A 23,324-nucleotide genomic window follows, 5' to 3' on the forward strand; every position below is an offset into this window, starting at 1 on the left:
TCCGTCGAGCGCCGTGACGACCGCGGCGGTTTCCGTCGCGACGACCGCCGGGACGACCGGGGTGACCGCGGCGACCGTGGCGGTTTCCGCCGGGACGACCGCGGCGGCCGCTCCTTCGACCGTGACCGCGACCGCGACCGTGGCTTCGAGCGCCGTGACGACCGCGGCGGTTTCCGTCGCGACGACCGCCGGGACGACCGGGGTGACCGCGGCGACCGTGGCGGTTTCCGCCGGGACGACCGGGGTGGCCGCTCCTTCGACCGGGACCGCGACCGTGCGCCCCGCTCCTTCGAGCGCCGTGACGACCGTGGCGGCTTCCGCCGGGACGACCGTCCCGCGCGCCGCGACGAGCGCGGCGGGCACCGCGGCAGCGACCGTCCGTTCAACCGCGACCGCCAGGGCGACCGCCCCGGCTTCCGCTCCTCCGGCCACGACCGCCCGTACGGCCGTCGTGACGACCACCGCGGCACCGGTTCCTTCGGCCGCCGCGAGGACAAGCCGCGCTGGAAGCGCAACGGCTGACAGGCACACCGGCTGACAGGCACACCGCCTGAGCGGCGCGACGCCTGAGTCACCGAAGGGCCCGTACGACGATGTCGTACGGGCCCTTCGCCATGACTTTTGGCCACAGCACCTTTCGTGTGTCGCATGTCACGCCCTCGGTCAGGGAATCGCTGGGTGCATGACAGATGACACCAGGGCGAGCGGGCCGTCGGACGAAGAGCGGCTGGCCCAGCTCGGCTACACGCAGGTCCTCGCGCGCCGGATGTCGGCGTTCGCCAACTACGCGGTCTCCTTCACGATCATCTCGGTCCTGTCCGGCTGTCTGACGCTCTACCTCTTCGGGATGAACACCGGCGGCCCCGCCGTGATCACCTGGGGCTGGGTGGCGGTCGGCTTGATGACCCTGTTCGTCGGGTTGTCGATGGCGGAGATCTGCTCGGCCTACCCGACCTCCGCGGGCCTGTACTTCTGGGCCCACCGGCTGGCGCCGCCGAGGACGGCCGCGGCCTGGGCCTGGTTCACGGGCTGGTTCAACGTGCTGGGCCAGGTGGCGGTGACAGCGGGCATCGACTTCGGCGCCGCCTCCTTCCTCGGCGCCTACCTCAACCTCCAGTTCGGCTTCCACGTCACACCCGGCCGCACGGTCCTGCTCTTCGCGGCGATCCTGCTGCTGCACGGCCTGCTCAACACCTTCGGCGTACGGATCGTCGGCCTCCTCAACAGCGTCAGCGTGTGGTGGCACGTGCTGGGCGTCGCGGTGATCGTCGGCGCGCTGGCCCTCGTGCCGGACCGGCACCGGTCGGCGTCCTTCGTCTTCACCGAGTTCGTCAACAACACGGGCTGGGGCAGCGGCGTCTACGTCGTCCTGCTGGGCCTGCTGATGGCCCAGTACACCTTCACCGGCTACGACGCCTCCGCCCACATGACCGAGGAGACGCACGACGCGTCCACCGCCGGCCCGAAGGGCATCGTCCGCTCCATCTGGACCTCCTGGGTGGCCGGGTTCGTCCTGCTGCTCGGCTTCACCTTCGCCATCCAGTCCTACGACAAGGAGCTCGCGTCGCCGACCGGCGCGCCGCCCGCCCAGATCCTGCTGGACGCCCTCGGCGCGACCGCGGGCAAGCTGCTGCTGCTCGTGGTGATCGGGGCGCAGCTGTTCTGCGGCATGGCGTCGGTGACGGCCAACAGCCGCATGATCTACGCCTTCTCCCGTGACGGCGCGCTGCCCTTCTCCCACGTGTGGCACACCGTCAGCCCGCGCACCCGCACCCCGGTCGCGGCGGTCTGGCTGGCGGCGCTCGGCGCGCTGGTCCTCGGCCTGCCGTACCTGATCAACGTCACGGCCTACGCGGCGGTCACCTCGATCGCGGTGATCGGCCTCTACATCGCCTACGTCGTGCCGACCCTGCTGCGGGTGCGCAAGGGCGCGGCCTTCGAGCGCGGGCCCTGGCACCTGGGCCGCTGGTCGCAGGTGATCGGGGTGGTGTCGGTGACCTGGGTCGGCGTGATCACCGTCCTGTTCATGCTGCCGCAGGTCTCCCCGGTGACCTGGGAGACGTTCAACTACGCGCCGGTCGCCGTCCTGGTGGTCCTCGGCTTCGCCGCGACCTGGTGGCTCGCCTCCGCGCGCCACTGGTTCCTCAACCCCACCCACGAGCGCACCCTCGCCCGCGAGGCCGCACGCACCGGCGCCCCCGAACCGGCCGACCCCTGAGCCGAGCCCACCCGCCCGCCGCCCGCACGGCACACGCCGGACCGGCCCCCGACACCCGCACGGCACACGCCGGACCGGCCCCCGACACCCGCACGGCACTCTCCCGACCGGCCATCCGGACACCCTGACGGCACACTTCCGGCCCGGCACCCCCGATACCCGATCGGACAGGCGGCCTGCTCCGGCTATGCTCGGGTAGGCAACATCGCCTGGGCCCTTAGCTCAATTGGCAGAGCAGTGGACTTTTAATCCATTGGTTGTGGGTTCGAGTCCCACAGGGCCTACGAGAGAGGCCCCGCCCCGGAGGACTCCGTGGCGGGGCCTCAGGCGTTTCCGCGGCAACTTCCCCGGCGGCTCACGCAGTTCCGTTCCCGCAGAGAGAGCGCGCGCCGATGCCCCGTCCGTACGTCCTGCTGTCCGCCGCCGTCTCCCTCGACGGCTACCTGGACGACACCGGCCCCGAGCGCCTGCTGCTCTCCAGCCCCGCCGACTTCGACCGGGTGGACGAGGTGCGGGCCTCCGTCGACGCGATCCTCGTCGGCGCGGGCACCATCCGCGCCGACAATCCGCGGCTGCTGGTCAACTCGCCCGAGCGGCGGGCCGCACGGGTCGCCGCCGGCAAGCCGGAGTACCCGCTGAAGGTGACGGTCAGCGCGGCCGGCGAGCTGGACCCGGCCGCGCGGTTCTGGCACACGGGCGGCGAGAAGGCCGTCTACACGACCGACCGGGGCGCCGAGCGGCTGCGCGGGGCCGGCCTCGCCGCCGACGTCGTATCGCTGGGCGCCGCACTCGACTGGCGGCGGCTGCTCGAGCACCTGCACGACGTGCGCGGGGTGCGGCGGCTGATGGTCGAAGGCGGCGGGACCGTGCACACCCAGCTGCTCCAGCAGAGCCTCGCGGACGAGCTCCAGCTCGTGCTCGCCCCGCTCCTCGTGGGCGACCCGCGGGCGCCGCGGCTGTTCGGGCCGGGCGTCTACCAGGGCGGACGGCTGCGGCTCGTGGAGACGCGGGCCATCGAGGACGTCGTCCTCATGCGCTACGAGCCGACGGCTCCCGGCACCGGGACCCTCGCCTCGCCCGCGGACCGGCACTGGCTCCGGCTGGCGTGCGACCTGGCGGCGCTCTGCCCGCCCTCGCGGACCGCGTTCAGCGTGGGCGCGGTGGTGGTGGCCGCCGACGGCACCGAACTCGCCAGGGGCCGTTCGCGGGAGGGCGACGACCCCGTCGTCCACGCGGAGGAGGCGGCGCTGGCCAAGGTGGACCCGGCGGACCCCCGGCTGGCCGGCGCCACCGTCTACAGCAGCCTGGAGCCGTGCGCCCGGCGTGCCTCCCGCCCCCGCCCCTGCGCCCGGCTGATCCTCGACGCGGGCGTACGGCGGGTGGTCACCGCCTGGCGTGAACCGGACACGTTCGTCGAGGGCGCCGACGGGTCCGGGATCCTCGCGGCCGGGGGCGCGCGGACCGTACTCGTCCCTGAGCTGGAGGAACGGGCCAAGGCTCCGAACCGGCACCTGACCGGCTGAGCGGGCCCGCGCCGCCGGCCCGGGAGGGGCGCGGGCGGTCGGCCGGATTCCATGCGTGTGCATTCGGCCCCGAGGATGGGGTACAGTTGGTTTCACCGACGCGGGGTGGAGCAGCTCGGTAGCTCGCTGGGCTCATAACCCAGAGGTCGCAGGTTCAAATCCTGTCCCCGCTACTGAAGGCTCAGGGCCGGAATCCGATCAAGGATCCCGGCCCTGAGTGTTTTCCCGTCCCACCGTTTCCTCCGTGATGCGGGCGCCGCTCCGGTCGCCGTCACGCCGAGTGAGCGATCCGTGCCGGAGCGCATAACAAGTGACATACCATCAGAAAAACCGGTGCCGCGGAGGGTGGGTCAACTCGCCCGATTTTCGTCGCGCATGGCCCGAACGTCTGGCCAAAAAGGTTTAATGATCAAGCCGAACGACTTGGAATCAGAGGCTCGCGTCTATTAACGTCCGATAACGCAGCGCGGTCGTCCCAGCCGTCACAAGCGACGGCTCCGTGCGCGCGCGCCGAATCCCGCAAGGGAACCGGGGAACCACCAACTTGGGGTGAATCGGGCGTCAACCACCGTGCTCGCACGTCTGGTTTACGCGCGTAGGAGACCTTCCCGCTCCGAACCCGTCAGCTAACCCGGTAGGCGAGACGGAAGGAAAGGAGCACGCCCGAGTGGCGTCCAACCGCCCCGCCCCCGAAGCCCCGTTCGTTCCCGGTGAGCGCACCGAGACCTTCGGCTACGGCAGTTACCGCACCGACGAGGGCCCCTGGGAGGAGTGGAATCCCACCGAGGAGTCCGTCCGTCCGGTGCGGGGCCGGCACCGCGTCGCCAAGCAGCGCGGCGGCGGGCTCGCCCGCAGTTCCACCGTCCTCGGTGTCGGCGTCATAGCCGCCGTCGGCGCGGGTGGCATGGCCAGCGCCCACACCGGCAAGCCGCCGGTGTCCATCTCCATGCCCGACCTGCCCTCCGTGGGCTCCCTCTTCGACGACGCCCCCGCGGCCCCCGAGGGCTCCGCGACCGCGCTCAGCACCCTCGGCACGAGCACCGCCGAGACCACCGAGAGCGCCTCCGACGCGGGCGAGGCGCTGCGCAACCGCATCATGGCGCAGGCCGAGCAGCAGCAGGCCCAGGTCGAGACCAAGGCCCAGGAGGCCGCCGAGGCCGCGGCCGCGAAGCAGGCCCAGGAGGCCGCCGCCAAGGCGCAGCAGGAGGCCGAGGCGAAGGCCGCCGCCGCGAAGAAGAAGGCGGAGGAGGAGGCCAAGCGGAAGGCCGAGGCCGAGCGCCTGGCCGAGCTGGCCAAGCAGTACACGCTGCCGACCTCCTCGTACACGCTCACCGGCACCTTCGGTCAGCCCGGTTCCATGTGGTCCTCCGGCTACCACACCGGCCTCGACTTCGCCGCTCCCACCGGAACCCTGATCAAGGCGATCCACAGCGGCACCATCACCGAGGCGGGCTGGGCCGGCGCCTACGGCTACCGCACCGTCCTCACCCTCGACGACGGCACCGAGCTGTGGTTCTGCCACCAGTCCTCGATCAGCGTCAGCGTCGGCCAGAAGGTGAGCACGGGCGACGTCATCGGCCGCGTGGGCGCCACCGGCAACGTCACCGGGCCGCACCTGCACCTGGAGGTCCACCCCAACGGCCAGGCCACCGCCATCGACCCGATGACGTGGCTGCGCGACAAGGGTCTCACCCCCTGACCCACCGGGTTCCCGCAACCTTTTCCCCACGGAGCCGCCCTGATCGGAATGGGCGGCTCCGGCGCGGTTGTTGATGTCTTCCATGACTTCTCTTCGCAAGCTGGGCTCGTCCGACCTCGAGGTCTTCCCGCTCGCCCTCGGCGGCAACGTCTTCGGCTGGACCGCGGACGAGGAGGCGTCCTTCGCCGTCCTCGACGCGTACACGGCCGCCGGCGGCAACTTCGTCGACACCGCCGACTCCTACTCGGCGTGGGCCGAGGGCAACCGGGGCGGCGAGTCCGAGACGATCATCGGCGACTGGCTGAGGGCACGCGGCAACCGCGCCGACGTCGTCATCGCCACCAAGGTCAGCCAGCACCCCGACTACCAGGGCCTGACCGCCGCCAACATCAAGGCCGCGGCCGAGGCCTCGCTGCGCCGCCTGGGCACCGACCACATCGACCTGTACTACACCCACTTCGACAAGCCGGACGTGCCGGTCGAGGAGATCGTCGGCGCGCTCGACGAGCTGGTGAAGGCGGGCAAGGTGCGCCACATCGCCGCCTCCAACATCTCCGCCGAGCGCCTGCGGGACTCCCTCGACTTCTCCGACCGGGAGGGCCTGGCCCGGTACGTGGCGCTCCAGCCGCACTACAACCTGGTCTCGCGCGACACCTACGAGGGTGAGCTGCGGGACCTCGCCGAGCGGGCCGGTCTCGCCGCCGTCCCCTACTTCGCGCTCGCCTCCGGTTTCCTCACCGGCAAGTACCGGCCCGGCGCCGAGGTGGACAGCGCGCGGGCGGAGGGCGCGGCCAAGCACCTGCTCACCGAGCGCGGCCGCAGTGTCCTCGCCGCCCTCGACGAGGTCGCCCGGGCCCACGAAGCCTCCGTCGCCACGGTCGCCCTCGCCTGGCTCGCCGCCCAGCCCACGGTGATCGCGCCCATCGCCTCCGCCCGGACCCCGGAGCAGCTCCCGGCCCTGCTGAAGGTGGCGGACCTGACCCTGACCGAGGAGGACCTCGCCAGGCTGACGGAGGCGTCGGCCTGACGGCCCGGACGCTGACCTCGGCGTCGGGCCGACGGCCCGGGCGCTGACCTCGGCGTCGGCCTGACGGTCCCCTTGCCCGACCGACCCCGCCGTACCCGACCGACCCCGCCGTGACCGACCCCGCCGTACCCGGCCGGCCCGGCCCGTCCAAGGACCGGTCAGGTCCGGTACGGGTTGTACGCGGGGTAGGGCGTCGCCGGACCGTGGGGGACAGGGGTCGCGGGCCGGCCGTAGACGCCGTACACCGGCCAGGGCGGGGCGACGACCGGGACCGGCGGGGCGGTTCTGCGCGCCGCGTGGTCCAGCGCCGGCTGGGCCACCTCGCGGCGCGCCCACAGCTCGCCGAGCAGCTCCCGCTCCCGGACGACGAAGTCGGCCCCGGCCCGGCCCCGGCGCCCCCGGTGCCGCAGGAACGCCAGCGAGGTCGCGTACGCCTCGTACTGGGCGACCGCCCGCCCGGCCGGCTTGCCGAGGTGGTGCCGAGCGTGCTCCCGGGCCAGCCTGCGCGCCCGCATCGAGCCGAGCGCGAACGGCTCGGCGGGGGTCAGCCACCCGGCGGCGGCGTACGCCGGCAGCTCCTCGCGCACGGTGCGCAGCTCCCGCTGCCGGGTCCAGATGACCATCCAGGTCAGCAGCCCGAACGCGGGCACCATGAAGGCCGCGTAGACGGCGAGGAAGCCGTACGTGCCGAACGTGGAGGAGCCGTTCCACAGCGCGTGCATGCTCATCGCGAGCAGCAGTCCGCTCACCGGCAGCAGGATGCGCCGTACGCGCCGGCGGTCCCCGGCGAGCGCGGCGGCGGCGCCGAACCCGATGCCGGTGCACACGGTGAACAGCGGGTGCGCGAACGGCGACATGATGATCCGCACGAAGAAGGTCGCCGCGGTGACGGAGGCGATGCCCCGGCCGCCGGTGAGCTGGTCGGTGCCGAAGGCGGTGCCGAGGTAGAGGATGTTCTCGGTGAACGCGAAGCCGGTGGCGGTGACCCCGGCCAGGACGACGCCGTCGACGATTCCGGTGAAGTCCCGTCTGCGGAAGAGGAAGAGCAGCAGCACGGCGGAGCCCTTCGCGGACTCCTCCACGATCGGCGCTATCACCGTCGCGCCGAGGGTGTCCGCCCGGGTCGGGTCGGCGGTCGCCGTCTCTATCCACTGGGTGGCGAAGCTGTTCGCGACGATGGCCACCAGCGCGGCCGCGCACGCGCCCCAGGCGAAGGCGAACAGCAGGTTCCGCCACGGGCCGGGCTCGACGCGGTCCAGCCAGCGGAAGGCGGCTATGAGCAGCGGCACGGGCAGGACGGCGAGCCCCAGCCCGACCAGGAACCCCTCGGTGCCGGTCTGCTGGCGTACGAGCGCGAGGATGACGAGCCCGGACAGCGCGAGCAGCATGGCCGGCGCGCCGTATCGCACCCATCGCTTCTGCCACCAGTGCGCATGACGCGGCCGGCCGCCGGCCGGTCCGGGAACGGGTCCGCTGGGATGGGGCGGGTACGGGGGACAGGTGGCCACGGCATTGACCCTAACGAGGGAGGACGCCGCCCGCGACGGGGTCTGGCACATCGTGTCAGGCGCGGTCGGGAGGCTCGGCGGAAGGCTGTTCCGGCACGTGCTGCGGAGGCCGGTCTCAGTGCGGTACGCGGCGGAAGAGAAGATCGTTCACCACATGACCCTTGTCCAGTCCCTGGCCCTCGAAACGGGTCAGCGGACGGAAGCCGGGGCGCGGCGCGAAGCCGCCCTCGGCCTGGGTGTTCTCGAAGGCCGGGTGCGCGGTCAGCACCTCGAGCATCTGCTCCGCGTACGGCTCCCAGTCGGTCGCGCAGTGCACGATCGCCCCGGGCCCCAGCCGGGTGGCGGCCAGGGTCAGGAACTCCGGCTGGATCAGCCGCCGCTTGTGGTGCCGCTTCTTGGGCCAGGGGTCGGGGAAGTACACGCGCAGCCCGTCGAGGGCGTCGGGGCGGAGCATCTCCCGCAGCAGGATGATCGCGTCGCCGTTGCCCACCCGGACGTTGGACAGTCCGTTCTGGTCGGCCAGGTTGAGCAGGTTGCCCTGACCCGGCGTGTGCACGTCGACGGCGAGGATGTTGGTGTCCGGGTCCGCGGCCGCCATCAGCGCGGTCGCCTCTCCCATGCCGAAGCCGATCTCCAGCACGACCGGGTTCGTGTTGCCGAACAGCTCGGCGAGGTCGATCACCCGCTGCCCGTCGATGTCCAGCCCCCAGGAGGGCCACAGCCGCTGGAGCGCGTCCGCCTGCCCCGCGGTGACCCGGCTCCGCCGCGGCTGGAAGCTGCGGATCCGCCGCTCGAAGTGCGAACCGGCCGGATCGGCCTTCGGGCCGTCGGGAAAGCGCGGCTCCCCCTTGGCCCGGGTGTGCCGGACGGACACACCGGGGGCGTGCTGCGGCTGCCCCTCGGAGGCGGGCCGGTGGGCTTCGGGGGTGTTCAGGGAGTTCGACACAGTGCCTCGATTTTACGGTGCGCACGCCACCGGCGGCCCGGCCCCCGGCCCTGGGCGCACGAGCCCCGCGGCGTCTCACGCCGCCGCCAGCACGGCCAGGGCCCGGCGCGCCACCTCCCGTCCGATCGGCAGCGACGCCGTGGCCGCGGGGCTCGGCGCGTTGAGCACGTGCACGGCCCGCGCACCCTCCCGGATCAGGAAGTCGTCCACCAGCGTCCCGTCCCGGAGCACCGCCTGCGCCCGCACTCCCGCCGCGGTCGGCACCAGGTCCTCCTCGCCGACCGCCGGGAGCAGTCTGCGCACCGCCTCGGCGAACGCCTTCCGCGACACCGACCGCCGCAGCTCCCCGGCGCCGTAGCGCCAGTGCCGCCGGGCGATGCGCCAGGACCCCGGCCAGGTCAGCGTCCCCGCCAGTTCCCGGGGCCGTACGGTCCCCCATCCGTATCCCTCCCGGGCCAGCGCCGGCACGGCGTTCGGCCCGATGTGCACGTCGCCCGCGATGCCCCTGGTCAGATGCACGCCGAGGAACGGGAACGCCGGGTCCGGCACCGGGTACACCAGCCCCCGCACCAGCTCCGGCCGCGCCAGCTCGTAGTACTCCCCCCGGAAGGGCACGATCCGCACGTCCGGCTCGTCCCCGGTCAGCCGGGCCACCTCGTCGCAGTACAGCCCGGCGCAGTTGACCAGCACCCGTCCGCGCACCACGTCGCCGCGCGCCGTGCGCACGGCCACGCCCCGCTCCGGCCGCCGGTCCACCTGGACGACCCGCGCCCCGTACCGGATCTCCGCGCCGGACGCCCGCGCCAGCTGCCGGGCGACGCCCGTGAAGTCGCAGATCCCCGTCGTCCCGACGTGGATCGCGGCCAGGCCGCGCACCTCCGGCTCGTACTCCGCGATCTGCGCGGCGCCCAGTTCCCGCACCGGAATGCCGTTCTCCCGGCCGCGCTGGACGAGGGCGTGCAGGCGGGGCAGCTCCTCCCGCCCGGTCGCGACGATCAGCTTGCCGGTGACGGCGTGGGCGATGCCGTACTCCGCGCAGAACTTGACCATCTCGGCGGCGCCCCGCACCGCGTACCGCGCCTTCAGAGAGCCCGGCCGGTAGTAGATCCCGGAGTGGATGACCCCGCTGTTGCGCCCCGTCTGGTGGCGGGCCGGGCCCGGCTCCTTCTCCAGGACCGTCACCCGGGTGCCCGGCGCGGCGCGCGTGATCGCGTACGCCGTCGACAGGCCGACGATCCCGCCCCCGATCACCAGCACGTCACAGTCGTGAGCGATGTCCGGCCGCACCTGCTCCACCTCCCGGCTTCGATAGTGCACTGCGCCACTGACAATGCCCTCAAACCCGGGGTCCTTCGGCTCGCCGCGCCCGGGCCGGCTCAGGCCGGAGCCACCAGCAGCGGCCGGGCGCGCTCCCGCAGCTCGACCACGCGCGGTTCGTCGCCGTACGGCTCCAGGCGGTGCAGCAGGTCCTTGACGTACTCCGTGGTGCGCGCGGACGAGATGCGCCCGGCGACCTCAACCGCCCGTACGCCCTGCTCACAGGCCGCGTCCAGGTTGCCCGACTCCAGCTCGGCGACCGCGGAGACCACCAGCCGCAGCCCGTGCGAGCGCACGAACTCCTCCGTCGGCTTCGACAGGGCCTGCTCGGTGAAGCGGCGGACCTGGCGGGGTGCCTTCAGGTCGCGGTAGCACTCGGCGGCGTCGGCGGCGAAGCGGTCGTAGCCGTAGAAGCCGAGCCAGGACGGGTCGTGGTCGCCCTCTCGGGACCGCTCCAGCCAGCCCTCGGCGGCCTTCAGGGCCGCGCCGGCCGCCTGGGCGTCGCCCGCGCGCGCGTGGGCGCGGGCCTCGACGAGGCGGAAGAAGCTCATGGTGCGGGCGGTGGCCAGGCCGCGGTTGCGCTCCAGGGCGGCCTGCGCGAGGTCGACGCCCTCGTCGCCGAAGCCCCGGTAGGTGGCCTGGAGGGACATGGACGCCAGCACGTACCCCCCGAGGGGGACGTCGGCGGCGGCGCGGGCCAGGCGCAGCGCCTGGATGTAGTAGCGCTGGGCGGCCTCCTGCTGGCCGGTGTCGAAGGCCATCCAGCCCGCCAGCCGGGTCAGTTCGGCCGAGGCGCCGAACAGCGCCCGGCCGACCTCGTCGGAGTACGAGCCCAGCAGCAGCGGCGCCGCCTCGACCCGCAGGCACTCCGGCACCATCGAAGAACGCCAGTCGCCGCCTCCGTACTTGGAGTCCCAGCGCCTGGCGTCCTCGGCGGCCTCCCGCAGTTTCTGCACGTCGCTGTGGCCGACTTTGAGCGGTGCGCCCGAGCCCTCCGCCGAGTTGGCCTCGCGCGCCACCGAGCTGTCGGCCGGGGTTATCAGCCACCGTGAGGCGGGCGTTGCGTATGCGCTCACCGCGAACGACCCGGCCAGCGACTGCCAGATGCCGCCGGTACCGGCCCGGCGGCCGGCGAGGTCGAGGCGGTACAGCTCCGTCGCCGACCGCACCGCCTGGCCGACGTCCCTGGGGAAGGACAGGCCCACCTCCGGCGCGGGGTCCGCGTCCGCCAGACCGATCTCGTGGAGCGGCACCGGGCGGCCGAGCTTCTGCCCGATGGCGGCCGCGATGAGGTGCGGCGCCGCGCCCTGCGGCACCATTCCCTTCGACACCCAGCGCGCCACCGAGGTCTTGTCGTAGCGAAGCGTCAGACCGCGTTGCGCGCCGAGGTCGTTGACGCGTCGCGCGAGTCCCGCGTTGCTGATTCCCGCGAGGGCGAGAACGGCGCCGAGCTTTTCGTTCGGCCCGCGTTGCTCCCTGGACATGCGTCACCCCTCGACACAGACGGCTGCCGCGCTGGCATAACCACGCGGCATTCGTAAACCCAGCGTAGTTCGCCGCATCCCAAGCGTTAAGGGGCATTGTTCCGGTTGGCGGGATTGTGGCCCGCACGGAAGTGCGGCCCCTGCACGCTGAGTTGCGGCGTGCTCCCGGTGTGTGGCCGTGCGCCCGTCCGTGCGCTCTTCTCCGGCCATCGGGGGGAGCGGTTCCATGAGCTGCGTGGGTCGGCCCGCTGTACTGGATCCAGTGGGCTGGGGGACACCGCCGCCTCCATCCCCGCGGGCGGCGGAACGGTCCGGGAGGCGAACTCCGCCTCCCGGACTGTCTGTTGTGGGTCCGGTGCGCAGAGCGTGTACGGAGCGTGTGCAAGTCCGCCCCTCCCGCGCCGATTTGGCTGAAAATAATCCCCGCTTCTCGATGCCCAATACGGCCCTCACCACGGAACTTGACGGCGCGAAGGGCGTCGCGGGGAGCGCATCAGGGGGCGCATTCGCGTCGCAGTAACCCTGCCCCGTAAAGGCGTTGGGCAACCGTCGGGTGGGCGCCGGGCAGGCGCGCGGGGGCGCGTACGGTAGGGCGAAGGCGGCTCCGCCTCCCCTCCGGCGCGCGTCCTTCGTGGCAGCATGGTGTCCCTGTTCGTGCGGTGCACTGGTTGTCCACAGCCTGTGGAGGCGTCGATGCGGTGGTTGGTGGGATGGAGCAGCACCGCCGCGGGGACCCCCGCGATCGGCGCCGCGGGCGCCACCGGATTCGACGGCGAGACCGTGCATCCGGTGGGCTCCCAACTCCTGTGGGGCGACCCCGATCCGCTCTGGGCGGTCGGCGACTGGCGCCCGGACGAGGTACGCCTGGTGCGGGCCGACGCCCAGACGAGGATCGCGGTGCTCGGCACCTGCGGAGCCTCCGACGAGCAACTGCGGGTCGGGCTGCTCGCCGCGCGCGGCGGCGCCCTGCGGCATCTGACCGCCTGGCCGGGCAGCTACACGGCCGTCGTCCAGGTGGGCCGGCGCGTCACCGTCTGCGGCGACCTCGCCGGCGCCCGCCCGGTGTTCCACACCCCCTGGGCCGGCGGCACCGCCTACGCGACCGCAGCGCTGCCGCTGGCCGACCTCACCGAGGCCAACCTCGACTTCGGGCACCTCGCCGCGCTGCTCGCCGCCCCCGACGTGCCGGCCGCGGTGCACGACTCCACGCCGTACGCCGGTGTGCGCCGCATCCCGCCGGGACACGCGCTGATCCTGCGCACCGGCGCCCGCGAGGTCGCCGGGTACGAACCGGTCGCCTCGCTCGCCGTGGCGGCACCCGCGGCCGACCCCGACCGCGCGGTCGACGCCGTGCGGGACGCGCTGGTCGAGGCCGTGCGCGCCCGGCTGTCCGCACCCCGGCACGTCCCCGACGTCGACCCCGGCCCGGTGCCCGGCATGGGCCCCGCCGAGCGGCGCGCGGCCCGCGGGATGCCGGTGCCGGGGATCGGGGCGGACCTGTCCGGGGGCCCGGCCTCCGGGACGCTCGCGCTGCTGGCGGCCGGGCTGCCGGGGATGCCCGGCACGCTCCTGGGCCACGGCACCGGCGCCGGTGAGCGGCTGCTCGCCGTCACCTTCAACGACCTCGCCGTCGGCGGGCGCGAGGCCGAGCTGGAGCGGGCCGGGGAGCTCGCGGCCAACCCGCGGCTGCACCACGTGGTGGTCACCGGCGGCGAGGACGTGCTCCCGTACGCCGACCTGGAGGGGCCGCTGACGGACGAGCCCGGGCCGTCGCTGGTGACGGCGGCACGCCACCGGGCCCGGCTGGCCTCGGGCAGCGCCGACCACTTCACCGGGTACGGCGCCCGCCAGGTCCTGGACGCGCATCCGGCGCGGCTGGCCGACCTGCTGATGGACCGCAAGCGGCGGCATCTGGTCCGCCCGGTCGCCGCGCTCACCAAGGCCGACGGTTCGGTGCTGGTCCCCGCGCGCGTGTACGGCGCGGCCCGGCGGCTGGCGCGGACGCCGTACCGGACGGGCCTGGAGGTGCTCGCCGACCGGCTGCTGCACCGCCGCTTCGACGAGCCCGGGGGCGCGGTGGGGGCGTCGCTGGCCGCGCTCACCTGGGGCAGACCGGGGCCCGCCGCGCGCTGGCTGACCGGGGAGGCCCTGGCTGAAGTATCGGTTCGTCTCCAGGGGGCGACCAGCCGCTCCGGAGTGGGGCCCGGGCAGCGGCCGGGCGACTACCGGGCACGGGCGGCGCTGGCGCGCCACGCGGCGGACCTGCGGATCCTGGAGCAGGCCGCGGAGATCCGCTCCCAGCGGCTGCACACGCCGTTCCTCGACAACCAGGTCGTCCGCGCGTGCCGGACCCTGCCGGAGGCGCTCCGGGTACAGCCGGGGGCACGGGCGGCGATCCTGCGTACGGTCCTGGAGGGCGCCGGGGTGGCAGAGCTGCCGCCCGGCTGGGGCGCGCCCTCGCACGCCTCGGCGGCGGTGGCGGCGCGCGCGGGGCTGCGGGTGGCCACCGACTCCCTCGTCGATCTGTTCGCCACGCCGCTGCTGGCGGAGGCGGGGCTGGTGGAGGCGCGGGTGGTGCGCAGGGCGCTGCGGGGAGCGGCGGCGGGGGAGCCGATGCCGCTGGACGGGCTGGCGGACCTCGTGTCGCTGGAGATGTGGCTGCGGCGGCTGCTGGCGCGGCGGGGGACGTGCTGGACGGGGACGCCCGCGCGGGCTCGGGCGGTGCCGGCGGGGATCGCCCCGCAGCGTGGGGCGCTGGCCTCCGGGGCGTGACGGGGGCCCGTGGACGTGCCGGCCGCGGTGGCTGTCGACCGGTGGGCGTGCAGGTGAAGGCCGAGTCGGCCCAGTCCGCCACCGCCGCGGTGTCGAAGGCGTCGTGCGGTACCACCGGCGCACGGCGTCCGCTCGGCGCCGGTACAGCTCCTCGTACGCGGTGTCGTCACCCGCACGCATCCGCCCGATCAGGTCGGCGTCCGACGGCGGGAGTTCCACCGGAGGGGACGGCACCCCGTCGTCCCACCGCTCGCGTTGAGCCGGGACATCGGCCTGAGCCGGGACACCGGACGGGCCCGGGATACCGGAGGGGCCCGGGACACCGGCCCGGCGCGCCACGCCGTCCCCGGCCGGGAAGGCGCCGCGCGGGCCTCCGGACGGGCCGCCCTGGGGCGGCACCTGTGGCGGGCGGAGCCGCTCCGCGTCCGCTGCCCGCCGTCGCCGCGTGACTCGTCGTGTCCCTCAGCGCCCCTCGCGGAAAGCCCCCGCTGCCGGCCCAGTCCTGCCGGTCACCGGGTCAGGGCGCCACAGGGGTTCCGGCCGGGACGGGCTCGTACGGATCGGCCACTCGTCCGAGGGGAACCGGCGGAGCGTCGTACCGAATTTCACCCGGACGGGGAACGCCCTCTGCCGGTCCCAGGCAGAGCGGCGCGACGGCGGGGCGGCACTTCACCCCGCCGCGGCGTCACCCGGCCTGTGTCGCAGGCGCCCTCCTCGTCGCAGGCGCCCTCCTCGGCTCACGCCGGCCGCGACCGCAGTCCCTCCAGCAGGATGTCCAGGAGCCGCGCCGAGGCGGCCGCCTGCTGCGCGGCGTCCGGCAGCGAGGGGGCCGCCGTCGCGATGACCAGCAGGACGTCCGACACCGACACGTCCGGCCGCAGCTCCCCCGCCGCGCGAGCCCGCTCCACCAGCCGGCCCACGACCTCCAGCAGCGCCGCCGCCCCCGCGTCGTCGCCCGAGGGGAGCGCCGCGGTCTCGTCCGGCACGAGGCGCAGTTCCCCCGAGGCCGGCTGCGTGCGCTGCTGCGGCACCCGTGCCTCGGCCGCCGGTCCCGCGGCGTCGTCCGCGACGCCCACCCGCAGCACCTGCGGCGGCAGCAGCCGCCCCGCGCCGGAGGCCACCGACGTGCGCAGGAAGCGCGCGAGCGCCGACCACGGTTCGTCCTCCTGGCCGAGCGCGGCCCGCGCCTGCTCGGTCAGCCGGGAGGTCTCCTCCTCGGCTATCCGCCGCACCAGCACGTCCTTGCTCGGGAAGCGCCGGTACACCGTGCCGACGCCGACCCGCGCGCGCCGCGCCACGTCCTCCATGGGCGCGCCGTACCCCAGCTCGCCGAAGACCTCGCGCGCCGCCCGCAGCACGTGCTCCAGATTGCGCTGTGCGTCGACGCGCAGCGGCGTCGTCCGCGACCCGCCCCCGCGTCCGCCGCCCGCCGTGCTCATCGCCGTGCTCATCGCCCCGCCGACGGGCGCGACGGCCGACGCGGTAGACCAGTGAGAGTCCTGAATGTGCATAAGTGATCCCCCGGTAATGACGTCTCCCCCCGGAGACTCTCCCCGCCACTGAAATCCGGGATGCGCGGAACGGGCACGACGCCCGAGCGGGCCCGCCCAAGAGATCCCCGGTGGGACCTCGCGGACTCGTCCGGTCACATGCCCTACACCCCGTCGACACACGAACATAGTTGAGAGGGGGTCAATTCAGAAGGGGGAGGTTCCGCACAGAGCGCCCCTCGATCGGAGTACGGGCCGCATACGTCCGGATTGCGCCCCCTTCCGCACCCCGCCTCACCCCCGCTGACCTGCGCGCCTTCCTCGCACTCCGGTGATTCGGCCAACCCTGGCCGACCTGGCCTCCCGGTCACACAATTCGCCGGGGCTGTGGACAAACGAGAGCGCCGGGTGCGTCATGGGGTGGTGAAGGAACGTGCGCGCATTCTCGTTGTCGGCGGCGGCTACGTCGGGATGTACACGGCCCTGCGCCTGCAGCAGCGGATGAAACACGAGCTCAGGCGGGGCGAGGTCGACATCACGGTCGTGACGCCCGACCCGTACATGACCTATCAGCCGTTCCTGCCCGAAGCGGCCGCCGGCGCGATCTCCCCGCGCCATGTCGTCGTACCGCTGCGCCGCGTGCTCGGCCAGTGCCACCTCGTCGTCGGCGAGGTGACGTCCATCGACCACGCTCACCGCACCGCGACGCTCACCACGCTCGCCACCGAGGAGGGCGCGGCGGCCGAGAAGCTGACGTACGACGAACTCGTCCTCGCCCCCGGCTCCGTCTCGCGCACCCTGCCCATCCCCGGCCTCGTCGACTACGGCATCGGCTTCAAGACCGTCGAGGAGGCCATCGGCCTGCGCAACCACGTCCTCGAACAGATGGACATCGCCTCCTCCACCCGCGACCCCGCGGTCCGCGACGCCGCCCTCACCTTCGTCTTCGTCGGCGGCGGCTACGCCGGAGTGGAGGCGCTCGGCGAACTGGAGGACATGGCCCGCTACGCCGCGCGCTACTACCACAACGTCAAGCCCGGGGACATGAAGTGGATCCTCGTCGAGGCCTCGGACCGCATCCTGCCCGAGGTCGGTGAGGAGATGGGCCGCTACACGGTCTCCGAACTGCGCCGCCGCAACATCCAGGTCCTCCTGGAGACCCGCCTGGAGTCGTGCGCCGACCGCGTCGCCGTGCTCAGCGACGGGCAGCGCTTCCCCACCCGTACGGTCGTGTGGACCGCCGGCGTCAAACCGCACCCGCTGCTCGCCGCCACCGACCTCCCACGCAACGGGCGCGGCCGGCTGAAGTGCACCGCCGAGTTGCGGATCGACGGGGTCGAACACGCCTGGGCCGCGGGCGACGCCGCCGCCGTCCCCGACGTCACCGCGAAGGACCCCGGCAGGACGACCGCCCCCAACGCCCAGCACGCGGTGCGTCAGGCCAAGCTCCTCGCCGACAACATCGCGCACACCCTGCGCGGCGAGCCCCTGGAGAAGTACGCGCACTCGTACGCCGGCTCGGTCGCCTCGCTGGGGCTGCACAAGGGCGTCGCGCAGGTCTACGGGCGCAAAATGAAGGGGTACCCTGCGTGGTTCATGCACCGCGCCTACCACCTCAGCAGGGTGCCCACCTTCAACCGCAAGGCCCGTGTGCTGGCCGAGTGGACGCTGGCGGGCCTCTTCAAGAGGGAGATCGTCTCGCTCGGTTCACTGGAACATCCCCGCGCGGAGTTCGAACTGGCGGCCGGGGGAAAGCATCCTCTCGACCCCCACATCAACCCGAAGGGGTCGTCCTGACCGGACCGAGGAACTCCTGCGGACGCCCCGGCGTCTGACGGATGTCGGTGCGGTCGGCCACACTGCCAGACTGATCCACGACCGTGGCGGTCCCACGACCGCGCGCGGTCGGCCGCCCGTCCTCGAACACCCCGACGCTTTCCCTGTGCCGCACCCGGGACAGCGAGAACCGCGGCCACCGCCGCACGGCCCCGACACCCCGGCCCGGCCGGAGCCGACCTGAGACGACGACACGAGGCAAGGATTCGTGAACTTCACGCGCTGGAGCGCCCGGCTCCCCGGAACGCAGCGCCGCGCCGCAGCGCGGACCGATCTCGCGGCCTCCCCGGACCGGCGGGGGGACGGCTCCGTGCCCTCCGCCCGCGCCGCACAGCGGACGGGCGGGGTGTGCGCGCCCGCCGTCGACGAACTCCCCGCGCGCGAGGTCCTCGACCGCGTGCCCGCCCTCGTCGCCCTCGTCCACGGCCCCGACCACCGCATCGCGTACGTCAACGACGCCTACGCGGCGGCCTTCGGCGGACGGCCGCTCGGCGAACCCGCCCGCGACGCCCTGCCCGAGCTGCGCGAACTGGGCCTGCTCCCGCTGCTCGACCAGGTGCTGCGCAGCGGCAGACCCCGCACCCTGAAGTCCCGCCGCGCACCGGACGGCCGCTCGTACACCTTCACCTGCACCCCGGTCACCGAGACCGGCCCCGTCCCGGCTCCGGAGGGCCGAGACGGCTCCCCGGCCGAGACCCGCGCCCCCGCCTCCCCGGTCACGCCGGACGGCGGCGCCCCCGGCGCGGAGACGGCCCCCGCCCACGCGAGCCCGGAGGGCGGCACCGGCGTGACGGCCGACGGCCGTACCGGCGCGAAGGCCCACGGCCGCGGCGGCCCGGGCCCGGAGCTCCGCGGTGGGGCGGACGGCCGTAACGCCGCGGGCGCCGACGGCCGCGGCGGCCTCGGCGTGCTGGTCTTCGCCACCGACGTCACCGACCACGCCGAGGCCGCCGAACGCCTGCGCGCCAGCGAGCGCCGCCAGCGCGAGACCGCGGTCACCCTCCAGCGCTCGCTCCTCCCGCAGGTCCTGGAGCAGCCGGACGACCTGCGGATCGCCGCCACCTACCAGCCCGGCGGCACGGAGGCCGCGGTCGGCGGCGACTGGTACGACGTCATCACGCTCGGCGGCGGCCGCACCGCGCTGGTCATCGGCGACGTGATGGGCAGGGGCGTCCGGGCCGCCGCGGTGATGGGCCAGCTCCGCACCGCGGTCCGCGCCTACGCCCGCCTCGACCTGCCCCCGCACGAGGTGCTCCAGCTCCTCGACGGCCTCGCCGCGGAGATCGACGCCAACCAGATCGCCACCTGCGTGTACGCCGTCCACGACCCGAACGAGGGCCGGCTGGTGTACGCCTCCGCCGGGCACCTGCCCATCCTGGTCCGCGACGAGAACGGCACGGTCCTGCGCGCCGACGAACCCACCGGCCCGCCCCTCGGCACCGGCGGCTGGGTGCACGCCTCCGGCTCGGTCCCGCTCGGGCCCGGCTCCACGGCGGTCCTCTACACCGACGGCCTGGTCGAGCGCCGCGACGAGGACCTCGACGAGGGCATCGCGGCGCTGGAGCGCGCCCTCGCCGGCGCCACCGGCACCCCGCAGGTGGTCTGCGACCGCCTGGTCCGCTCGGCGGGCGTCCAGGCGGACCACGACGACGACGTGGCGGTCCTCGTCCTCCAGCACCCCGCCCGCACGGGCGCGGAGAGAGAGCTGTTCCGCAACGCCGCGCTGGAACTGCTGGGCGGAGTGGAGGCGGCCCCCCGCGCGCGTGCCTTCGCCTCCGGCGTCCTGACCAGCTGGCGCTTCCCCGTGGAACTGCACGACCTCGGCGTCCTCGCGGCGAGCGAACTCGTCGCCAACTCCCTCCAGCACGGCACCCCGCCGATGCGGCTGCGCCTGCGGCGCACCGACCGGCGCCTGATCGTCGAGGTCACCGACGGCGACGACCACCTGCCGAGGCGACGCCGCGCGGAACCGGGCGACGAGTCGGGCAGGGGCATCGCGATCGTCGCCACCATCGCCTCGAACTGGGGCTCGCGCAGGACGCCGGGCGGCGGAAAGGCGGTCTGGTGCGAGTTCGCGCTGCCGCGCCCGGCCGGATGACCTCCGGCCGTTCCGGCCACCGCCCCGGACGCGGCGGTGCGGGGGCGGCGGGAGGCGCACACGAGAAGGTCGCACGGGTGGGCGGGCAGCGCGGCGTCTAGGCGCGGCCGTCCAACGGTGCTAGTAGCTCACCATGGCAGACGCACCCGGATTCCAACTCAAGGGCAGCGCCCCCGAGCGCTACGAGCAGTACGTCGCGCCGATCATGGCGCCCTTCGTCACCGCACTCCTGGACGCCGTCGACCTCTACCCCGGCGCCGTGGTCCTCGACCTCGCCTGCGGCACCGGCTTCGCCGCCCGCGCGGCCGCCGCCCGGGTCGGCCCGTCCGGCCGGGTCTTCGGCGCCGACGTCAACGAGGGCATGCTCAAGGTCGCCGAGGCCCGTCATCCGCGCATGTACCCCGACATCGAGTTCACCGCCGCCCCCGCCGACCGGCTCCCCTACGCGGACGCCGCCTTCGACGCGGTGGTCTGCCAGCAGGGCGCCCAGTTCTTCCCCGACCTCGACGCGGCCCTGGCGGAGACCGCCCGCGTCACCCGCCCGGGCGGCCGTTTCGCGGCCACCGTCTGGGCGGACCGCGGGCTCTCCCCCTACTTCGAGGCGCAGTACGCGGTCATCGAGCAGTACGGCGGCCCGGACATCGCCGAGAGCTACGCCGCGGCCCTCGCCTGCACCGCCGACCGTTTCACCGCCGCCCTGCGGACCGCCGGCTTCCACGACGCCACCGCCCGCGAGACCACCTTCGGCATCACTCTGCCCCCGCTGGCCGAGTACGCCCGCGGCCAGCTCTCCGTCACCCCCTGGGGCCAGGAGATCCTCGACACCCGGGGCGAGGAGGTCCTGGCCGAGGCGGGCCGCGCCCTCGCCGACCGGCTCGCCGGCCACGCCGCCCCCGACGGCACGGCCACCCTGCCCTTCACCGCGACCCTCACCACGGCGGTCCGCTGACACGGCCCGGCCCACGGCACACGACAGGGCGGCCGCCACCCGAAGGTGACGGCCGCCCCGCTCCCCGAAGGGTCACGCCTCCGCGGTCACCGGCTCGGCAGCCGCCCCACCCCGGGCCACCACCCGGCTCCGCGCACCCCACGGATGATCCTGTACGGCGGGGAGCCGCCGTCCGAGGCGCAGTGCGAGCACCGAGATCCCGAGCGAGAACAGCAGGAACGTCACCACGTACGGCGCGTGCAGCGAGGCCCCCATCGGCCCGCCCACCGCCGGCCCGATCGCCAGCGCGAGCTGCTTCACCAGCGCGAAAGCGGAGTTGTACTGCCCCGCCATCCCGGTCGGCGCCAGATCGGCGACCAGCGGCGCCACCGTCGGCGAGAGCATGGCCTCGCCCAGCCCGAACAGCGCGTACGTCGACACGAAGGCGGCCGTCGCCATCGTCCGGCTGCCGTGGCCCAGCCCCGCGTACGCCGCCGCGGCCCAGGCCACCGCCCACACCAGACCCACCGCCGCGATCACCCGCGACCGGCGGCGCCGCTCGACGAACCGCAGCACCGCGAACTGCGCGACCACGATCATCAGCGTGTTCGCGGCCAGCGCCGTACCCAGCGCGGACGTCGAGATCCCGGCGGCCTCCACGCCGTACGCGCTCAGCCCCGACTCGAACTGGCCGTAGCAGGCGAAGAACAGCACGAAGCCCAGCACGCACAGCTGCACCATGGCGCGGTTGCCGAGCAACTGCCTCCAGCCGCCCTTCGCCGACGCGGCCGGCGCCCCCTCGATACGCGGCGCATGCGGCGTCCGCACCGTGGCCATCACGACGACCAGCAGCAGGAACACCGCCGCCTCGAGCGAGAACAGCAGAGTGAACGAGGAGACGCGGGAGGTGTCCACGAGATGCCCGCCGATGAGACCGCCCACCCCGAGCCCGAGGTTCTGAAGGAAGAACTGCGTCGCGAACGCCCGCGACCGCGTCTCCGCCGACGAGCAGTCCACGATCATCGTCGCCAGCGCCGGCTGCATCACGGCCTGCCCGGCCCCCAGCGCCACCGCCGACGGCAGCACGGTCGCCCCACTGCCCGCCAGCCCCAGGCTCAGTGCGCCGAGCGCGGCGGTGACCAGGGCGGCGAGCAGGACCGGCAGCGGGCCGCGCCGCACGATCGCCCGTCCGGCGAACGGCAGCACGAGCAGCGCGGCCACGGCGAAGACGGCGAGGACCAGCCCTGCCGTCGTGGCTCCCAGCTCCCGCACCTGCGCCACATAGACGTACAGGTAGGGGACGGTGAAGCCGAGCCCGAACGCGCTGAGTGCGTTGCCCACGTGGATCCGGCGCATCGCTGCGCCCATCGCCCTGGTCACGTTCACCTCTCTCGAGTAGTCGCTTGAGTAGTTGGAGGCCTTCAGTAGTTAGTTCTGAAGACTTCGAAGCTAAAGTTCGAAGCTAAACAGTACACCTGGAAGGACTTCAACGCCAAGCAGGCCCGTGCCATACTGCGGACATGGGCGACACCTCCGGCAGCCTCGGCGAACCGACACTCGAAGAGCAGATCGCCGCCTATCAGCGCGAGTTCCAGGACCTCGACCCCCAGGTCGAGAAGATCGTCTCCGCGCTGTCCCGGCTGAACCGCCGGATGAACGTCGCCTACGGCCGCCAGACCGCCGCACTCGGCATCAGCAACGCAGAGTGGGAGGTCCTCAAGGCCCTCGTCCTCTCCGGCGCTCCCTACCGCATGGGGCCGAGCGACCTGGCCAAGCGCCTGGGCCTCACGCCGGCCGCCATGACCCACCGCATCGACCGCATGGTCGGCGAGGGTCTGGTCACCCGGGAGCGCGACGAGACCAACCGGGTCCGCGTCATCGTGGAGCTGACCCCCGACGGCCGGGAGAAGTGGCTGGAGGCCATGCGTCTGGCATCGGTCTTCGAAGAGGATCTCCTCCAGGACCTCGCTCCGGAGGAGCGCACGATCCTCGGCGAGGCCCTGACGAGGCTTCTTCGCAGGGTGGAGCACGCCCAGCCGGACGCCGGCGGGCGGCTCAGCGATCTGGATTAAAAGATCTTGACAGCAGGGACTTGACAGCCCCCTGTCGGATCCGTAACGTTCTTCGGGTTGCCACCGAGCCGTAACGGTTCTCTGGCGGCACCTCTCGCCGCACATGCGGCACACAAACCATCAGTACGATCTCCTAACGGGATTGTTTTCGGCGTGCCCGAATTCAATTCGAATGGGACTCGTCGATCTTGACCGGATCCGCTCAGGACCCGATTGGGAATCGCCGAGCGGATCCGCTAAGGTTTGAGACGTCGGAACGGCCCAACGGCCGGGAAGACAAGCCCCGCTGACTGGGGATCAGGTCGAGAAGAGATCTGATAGAGTCGGAACCGCCGGAAAGGGAAACGCGGAAGCGGGAACCTGGAAAGCACCGAGGAAATCGGGTCGGAAAGATCTGATAGAGTCG

15 protein-coding genes, 2 tRNA genes, 1 pseudogene and 1 riboswitch are annotated in these 23,324 nt (G+C 73.6%); of the genes and pseudogenes, 12 read left to right on the forward strand and 6 right to left on the reverse strand.

Going from position 1 to position 23,324, the window contains the following annotated elements:
* The 7 genes and pseudogenes from ACIPM1_RS32060 to ACIPM1_RS32090 all read left to right on the forward strand — a co-directional run.
* Positions 1-522 (forward strand): annotated as a pseudogene (locus ACIPM1_RS32060) (RNA helicase); the annotation flags it as partial.
* 160 nt (positions 523-682) lie between these two features.
* The gene (locus tag ACIPM1_RS32065; RefSeq protein WP_402440632.1) at positions 683-2,218 is read left to right on the forward strand and encodes an amino acid permease; all 1,536 of its coding nucleotides are present in this window, start codon (positions 683-685) and stop codon (positions 2,216-2,218) included.
* Between the two features lie 211 nt (positions 2,219-2,429).
* Positions 2,430-2,502 (forward strand) — tRNA-Lys (locus ACIPM1_RS32070).
* Between the two features lie 108 nt (positions 2,503-2,610).
* On the forward strand, positions 2,611-3,741 hold the full coding sequence (locus ACIPM1_RS32075) for a dihydrofolate reductase family protein (protein WP_402440634.1): 1,131 nt from the start codon (positions 2,611-2,613) through the stop codon (positions 3,739-3,741).
* 99 nt (positions 3,742-3,840) lie between these two features.
* Positions 3,841-3,914 (forward strand) — tRNA-Met (locus ACIPM1_RS32080).
* A gap of 325 nt (positions 3,915-4,239) precedes the next feature.
* Positions 4,240-4,397, forward strand: a riboswitch (cyclic di-AMP (ydaO/yuaA leader).
* Between the two features lie 11 nt (positions 4,398-4,408).
* Positions 4,409-5,440 (forward strand): M23 family metallopeptidase, encoded by a 1,032-nt coding sequence (locus ACIPM1_RS32085; protein ID WP_402440636.1) that lies wholly within the window; start codon positions 4,409-4,411, stop codon positions 5,438-5,440.
* A gap of 82 nt (positions 5,441-5,522) precedes the next feature.
* Positions 5,523-6,467, forward strand: coding sequence for an aldo/keto reductase (locus ACIPM1_RS32090; protein ID WP_402440637.1), 945 nt, complete (start codon positions 5,523-5,525; stop codon positions 6,465-6,467).
* Positions 6,468-6,625: 158 nt separating this feature from the next.
* On the opposite strand, the gene ACIPM1_RS32095 is transcribed toward ACIPM1_RS32090, so the two are convergent.
* From ACIPM1_RS32095 to ACIPM1_RS32110, 4 genes are all read right to left on the reverse strand, one after another.
* Positions 6,626-7,975: a PrsW family intramembrane metalloprotease gene (locus tag ACIPM1_RS32095; protein ID WP_402440639.1), complete on the reverse strand. Its 1,350-nt coding sequence runs from the start codon at positions 7,973-7,975 to the stop codon at positions 6,626-6,628.
* 115 nt (positions 7,976-8,090) lie between these two features.
* Positions 8,091-8,921, reverse strand: coding sequence for a tRNA (guanosine(46)-N7)-methyltransferase TrmB (gene trmB, locus ACIPM1_RS32100; protein WP_402440641.1), 831 nt, complete (start codon positions 8,919-8,921; stop codon positions 8,091-8,093).
* 75 nt (positions 8,922-8,996) lie between these two features.
* Positions 8,997-10,238, reverse strand: coding sequence for an L-2-hydroxyglutarate oxidase (gene lhgO, locus ACIPM1_RS32105; protein WP_356192280.1), 1,242 nt, complete (start codon positions 10,236-10,238; stop codon positions 8,997-8,999).
* Positions 10,239-10,297: 59 nt separating this feature from the next.
* Positions 10,298-11,722, reverse strand: coding sequence for an MFS transporter (locus tag ACIPM1_RS32110; RefSeq protein WP_356192282.1), 1,425 nt, complete (start codon positions 11,720-11,722; stop codon positions 10,298-10,300).
* 693 nt (positions 11,723-12,415) lie between these two features.
* Between ACIPM1_RS32110 and ACIPM1_RS32115 the strand changes: the two genes are divergently transcribed.
* Positions 12,416-14,494, forward strand: coding sequence for an asparagine synthase-related protein (locus ACIPM1_RS32115; protein ID WP_402440644.1), 2,079 nt, complete (start codon positions 12,416-12,418; stop codon positions 14,492-14,494).
* Between the two features lie 737 nt (positions 14,495-15,231).
* Here ACIPM1_RS32115 and ACIPM1_RS32120 read toward each other — a convergent pair.
* On the reverse strand, positions 15,232-16,005 hold the full coding sequence (locus ACIPM1_RS32120) for a TetR/AcrR family transcriptional regulator (protein ID WP_402440646.1): 774 nt from the start codon (positions 16,003-16,005) through the stop codon (positions 15,232-15,234).
* Between the two features lie 399 nt (positions 16,006-16,404).
* Here ACIPM1_RS32120 and ACIPM1_RS32125 point away from each other — a divergent pair, with 399 nt between their 5' ends.
* The 3 genes from ACIPM1_RS32125 (at position 16,405) to ACIPM1_RS32135 (ending at position 20,867) form a co-directional block, all read left to right on the forward strand.
* A complete protein-coding gene (locus ACIPM1_RS32125; protein WP_402440647.1) occupies positions 16,405-17,781 on the forward strand; it encodes an NAD(P)/FAD-dependent oxidoreductase in 1,377 nt (458 codons plus the stop codon).
* Positions 17,782-18,028: 247 nt separating this feature from the next.
* Positions 18,029-19,918: a SpoIIE family protein phosphatase gene (locus ACIPM1_RS32130; protein ID WP_402440649.1), complete on the forward strand. Its 1,890-nt coding sequence runs from the start codon at positions 18,029-18,031 to the stop codon at positions 19,916-19,918.
* Positions 19,919-20,051: 133 nt separating this feature from the next.
* Complete coding sequence (locus ACIPM1_RS32135) at positions 20,052-20,867, forward strand: class I SAM-dependent methyltransferase (protein ID WP_402440651.1); 816 nt, start codon at positions 20,052-20,054, stop codon at positions 20,865-20,867.
* 72 nt (positions 20,868-20,939) lie between these two features.
* Here the strand turns inward: ACIPM1_RS32135 and ACIPM1_RS32140 are convergent, their stop codons facing one another.
* Positions 20,940-22,202: an MFS transporter gene (locus tag ACIPM1_RS32140; RefSeq protein ID WP_402440653.1), complete on the reverse strand. Its 1,263-nt coding sequence runs from the start codon at positions 22,200-22,202 to the stop codon at positions 20,940-20,942.
* Positions 22,203-22,366: 164 nt separating this feature from the next.
* On the opposite strand from ACIPM1_RS32140, the gene ACIPM1_RS32145 reads away from it, so the two are divergent.
* Positions 22,367-22,918, forward strand: coding sequence for a MarR family transcriptional regulator (locus tag ACIPM1_RS32145; RefSeq protein WP_356192297.1), 552 nt, complete (start codon positions 22,367-22,369; stop codon positions 22,916-22,918).
* Positions 22,919-23,324: the final 406 nt, after the last annotated feature.

This window comes from Streptomyces sp. NPDC086766 (genome assembly GCF_044746005.1).
Taxonomy (GTDB): Bacteria; Actinomycetota; Actinomycetes; order Streptomycetales; family Streptomycetaceae; genus Streptomyces.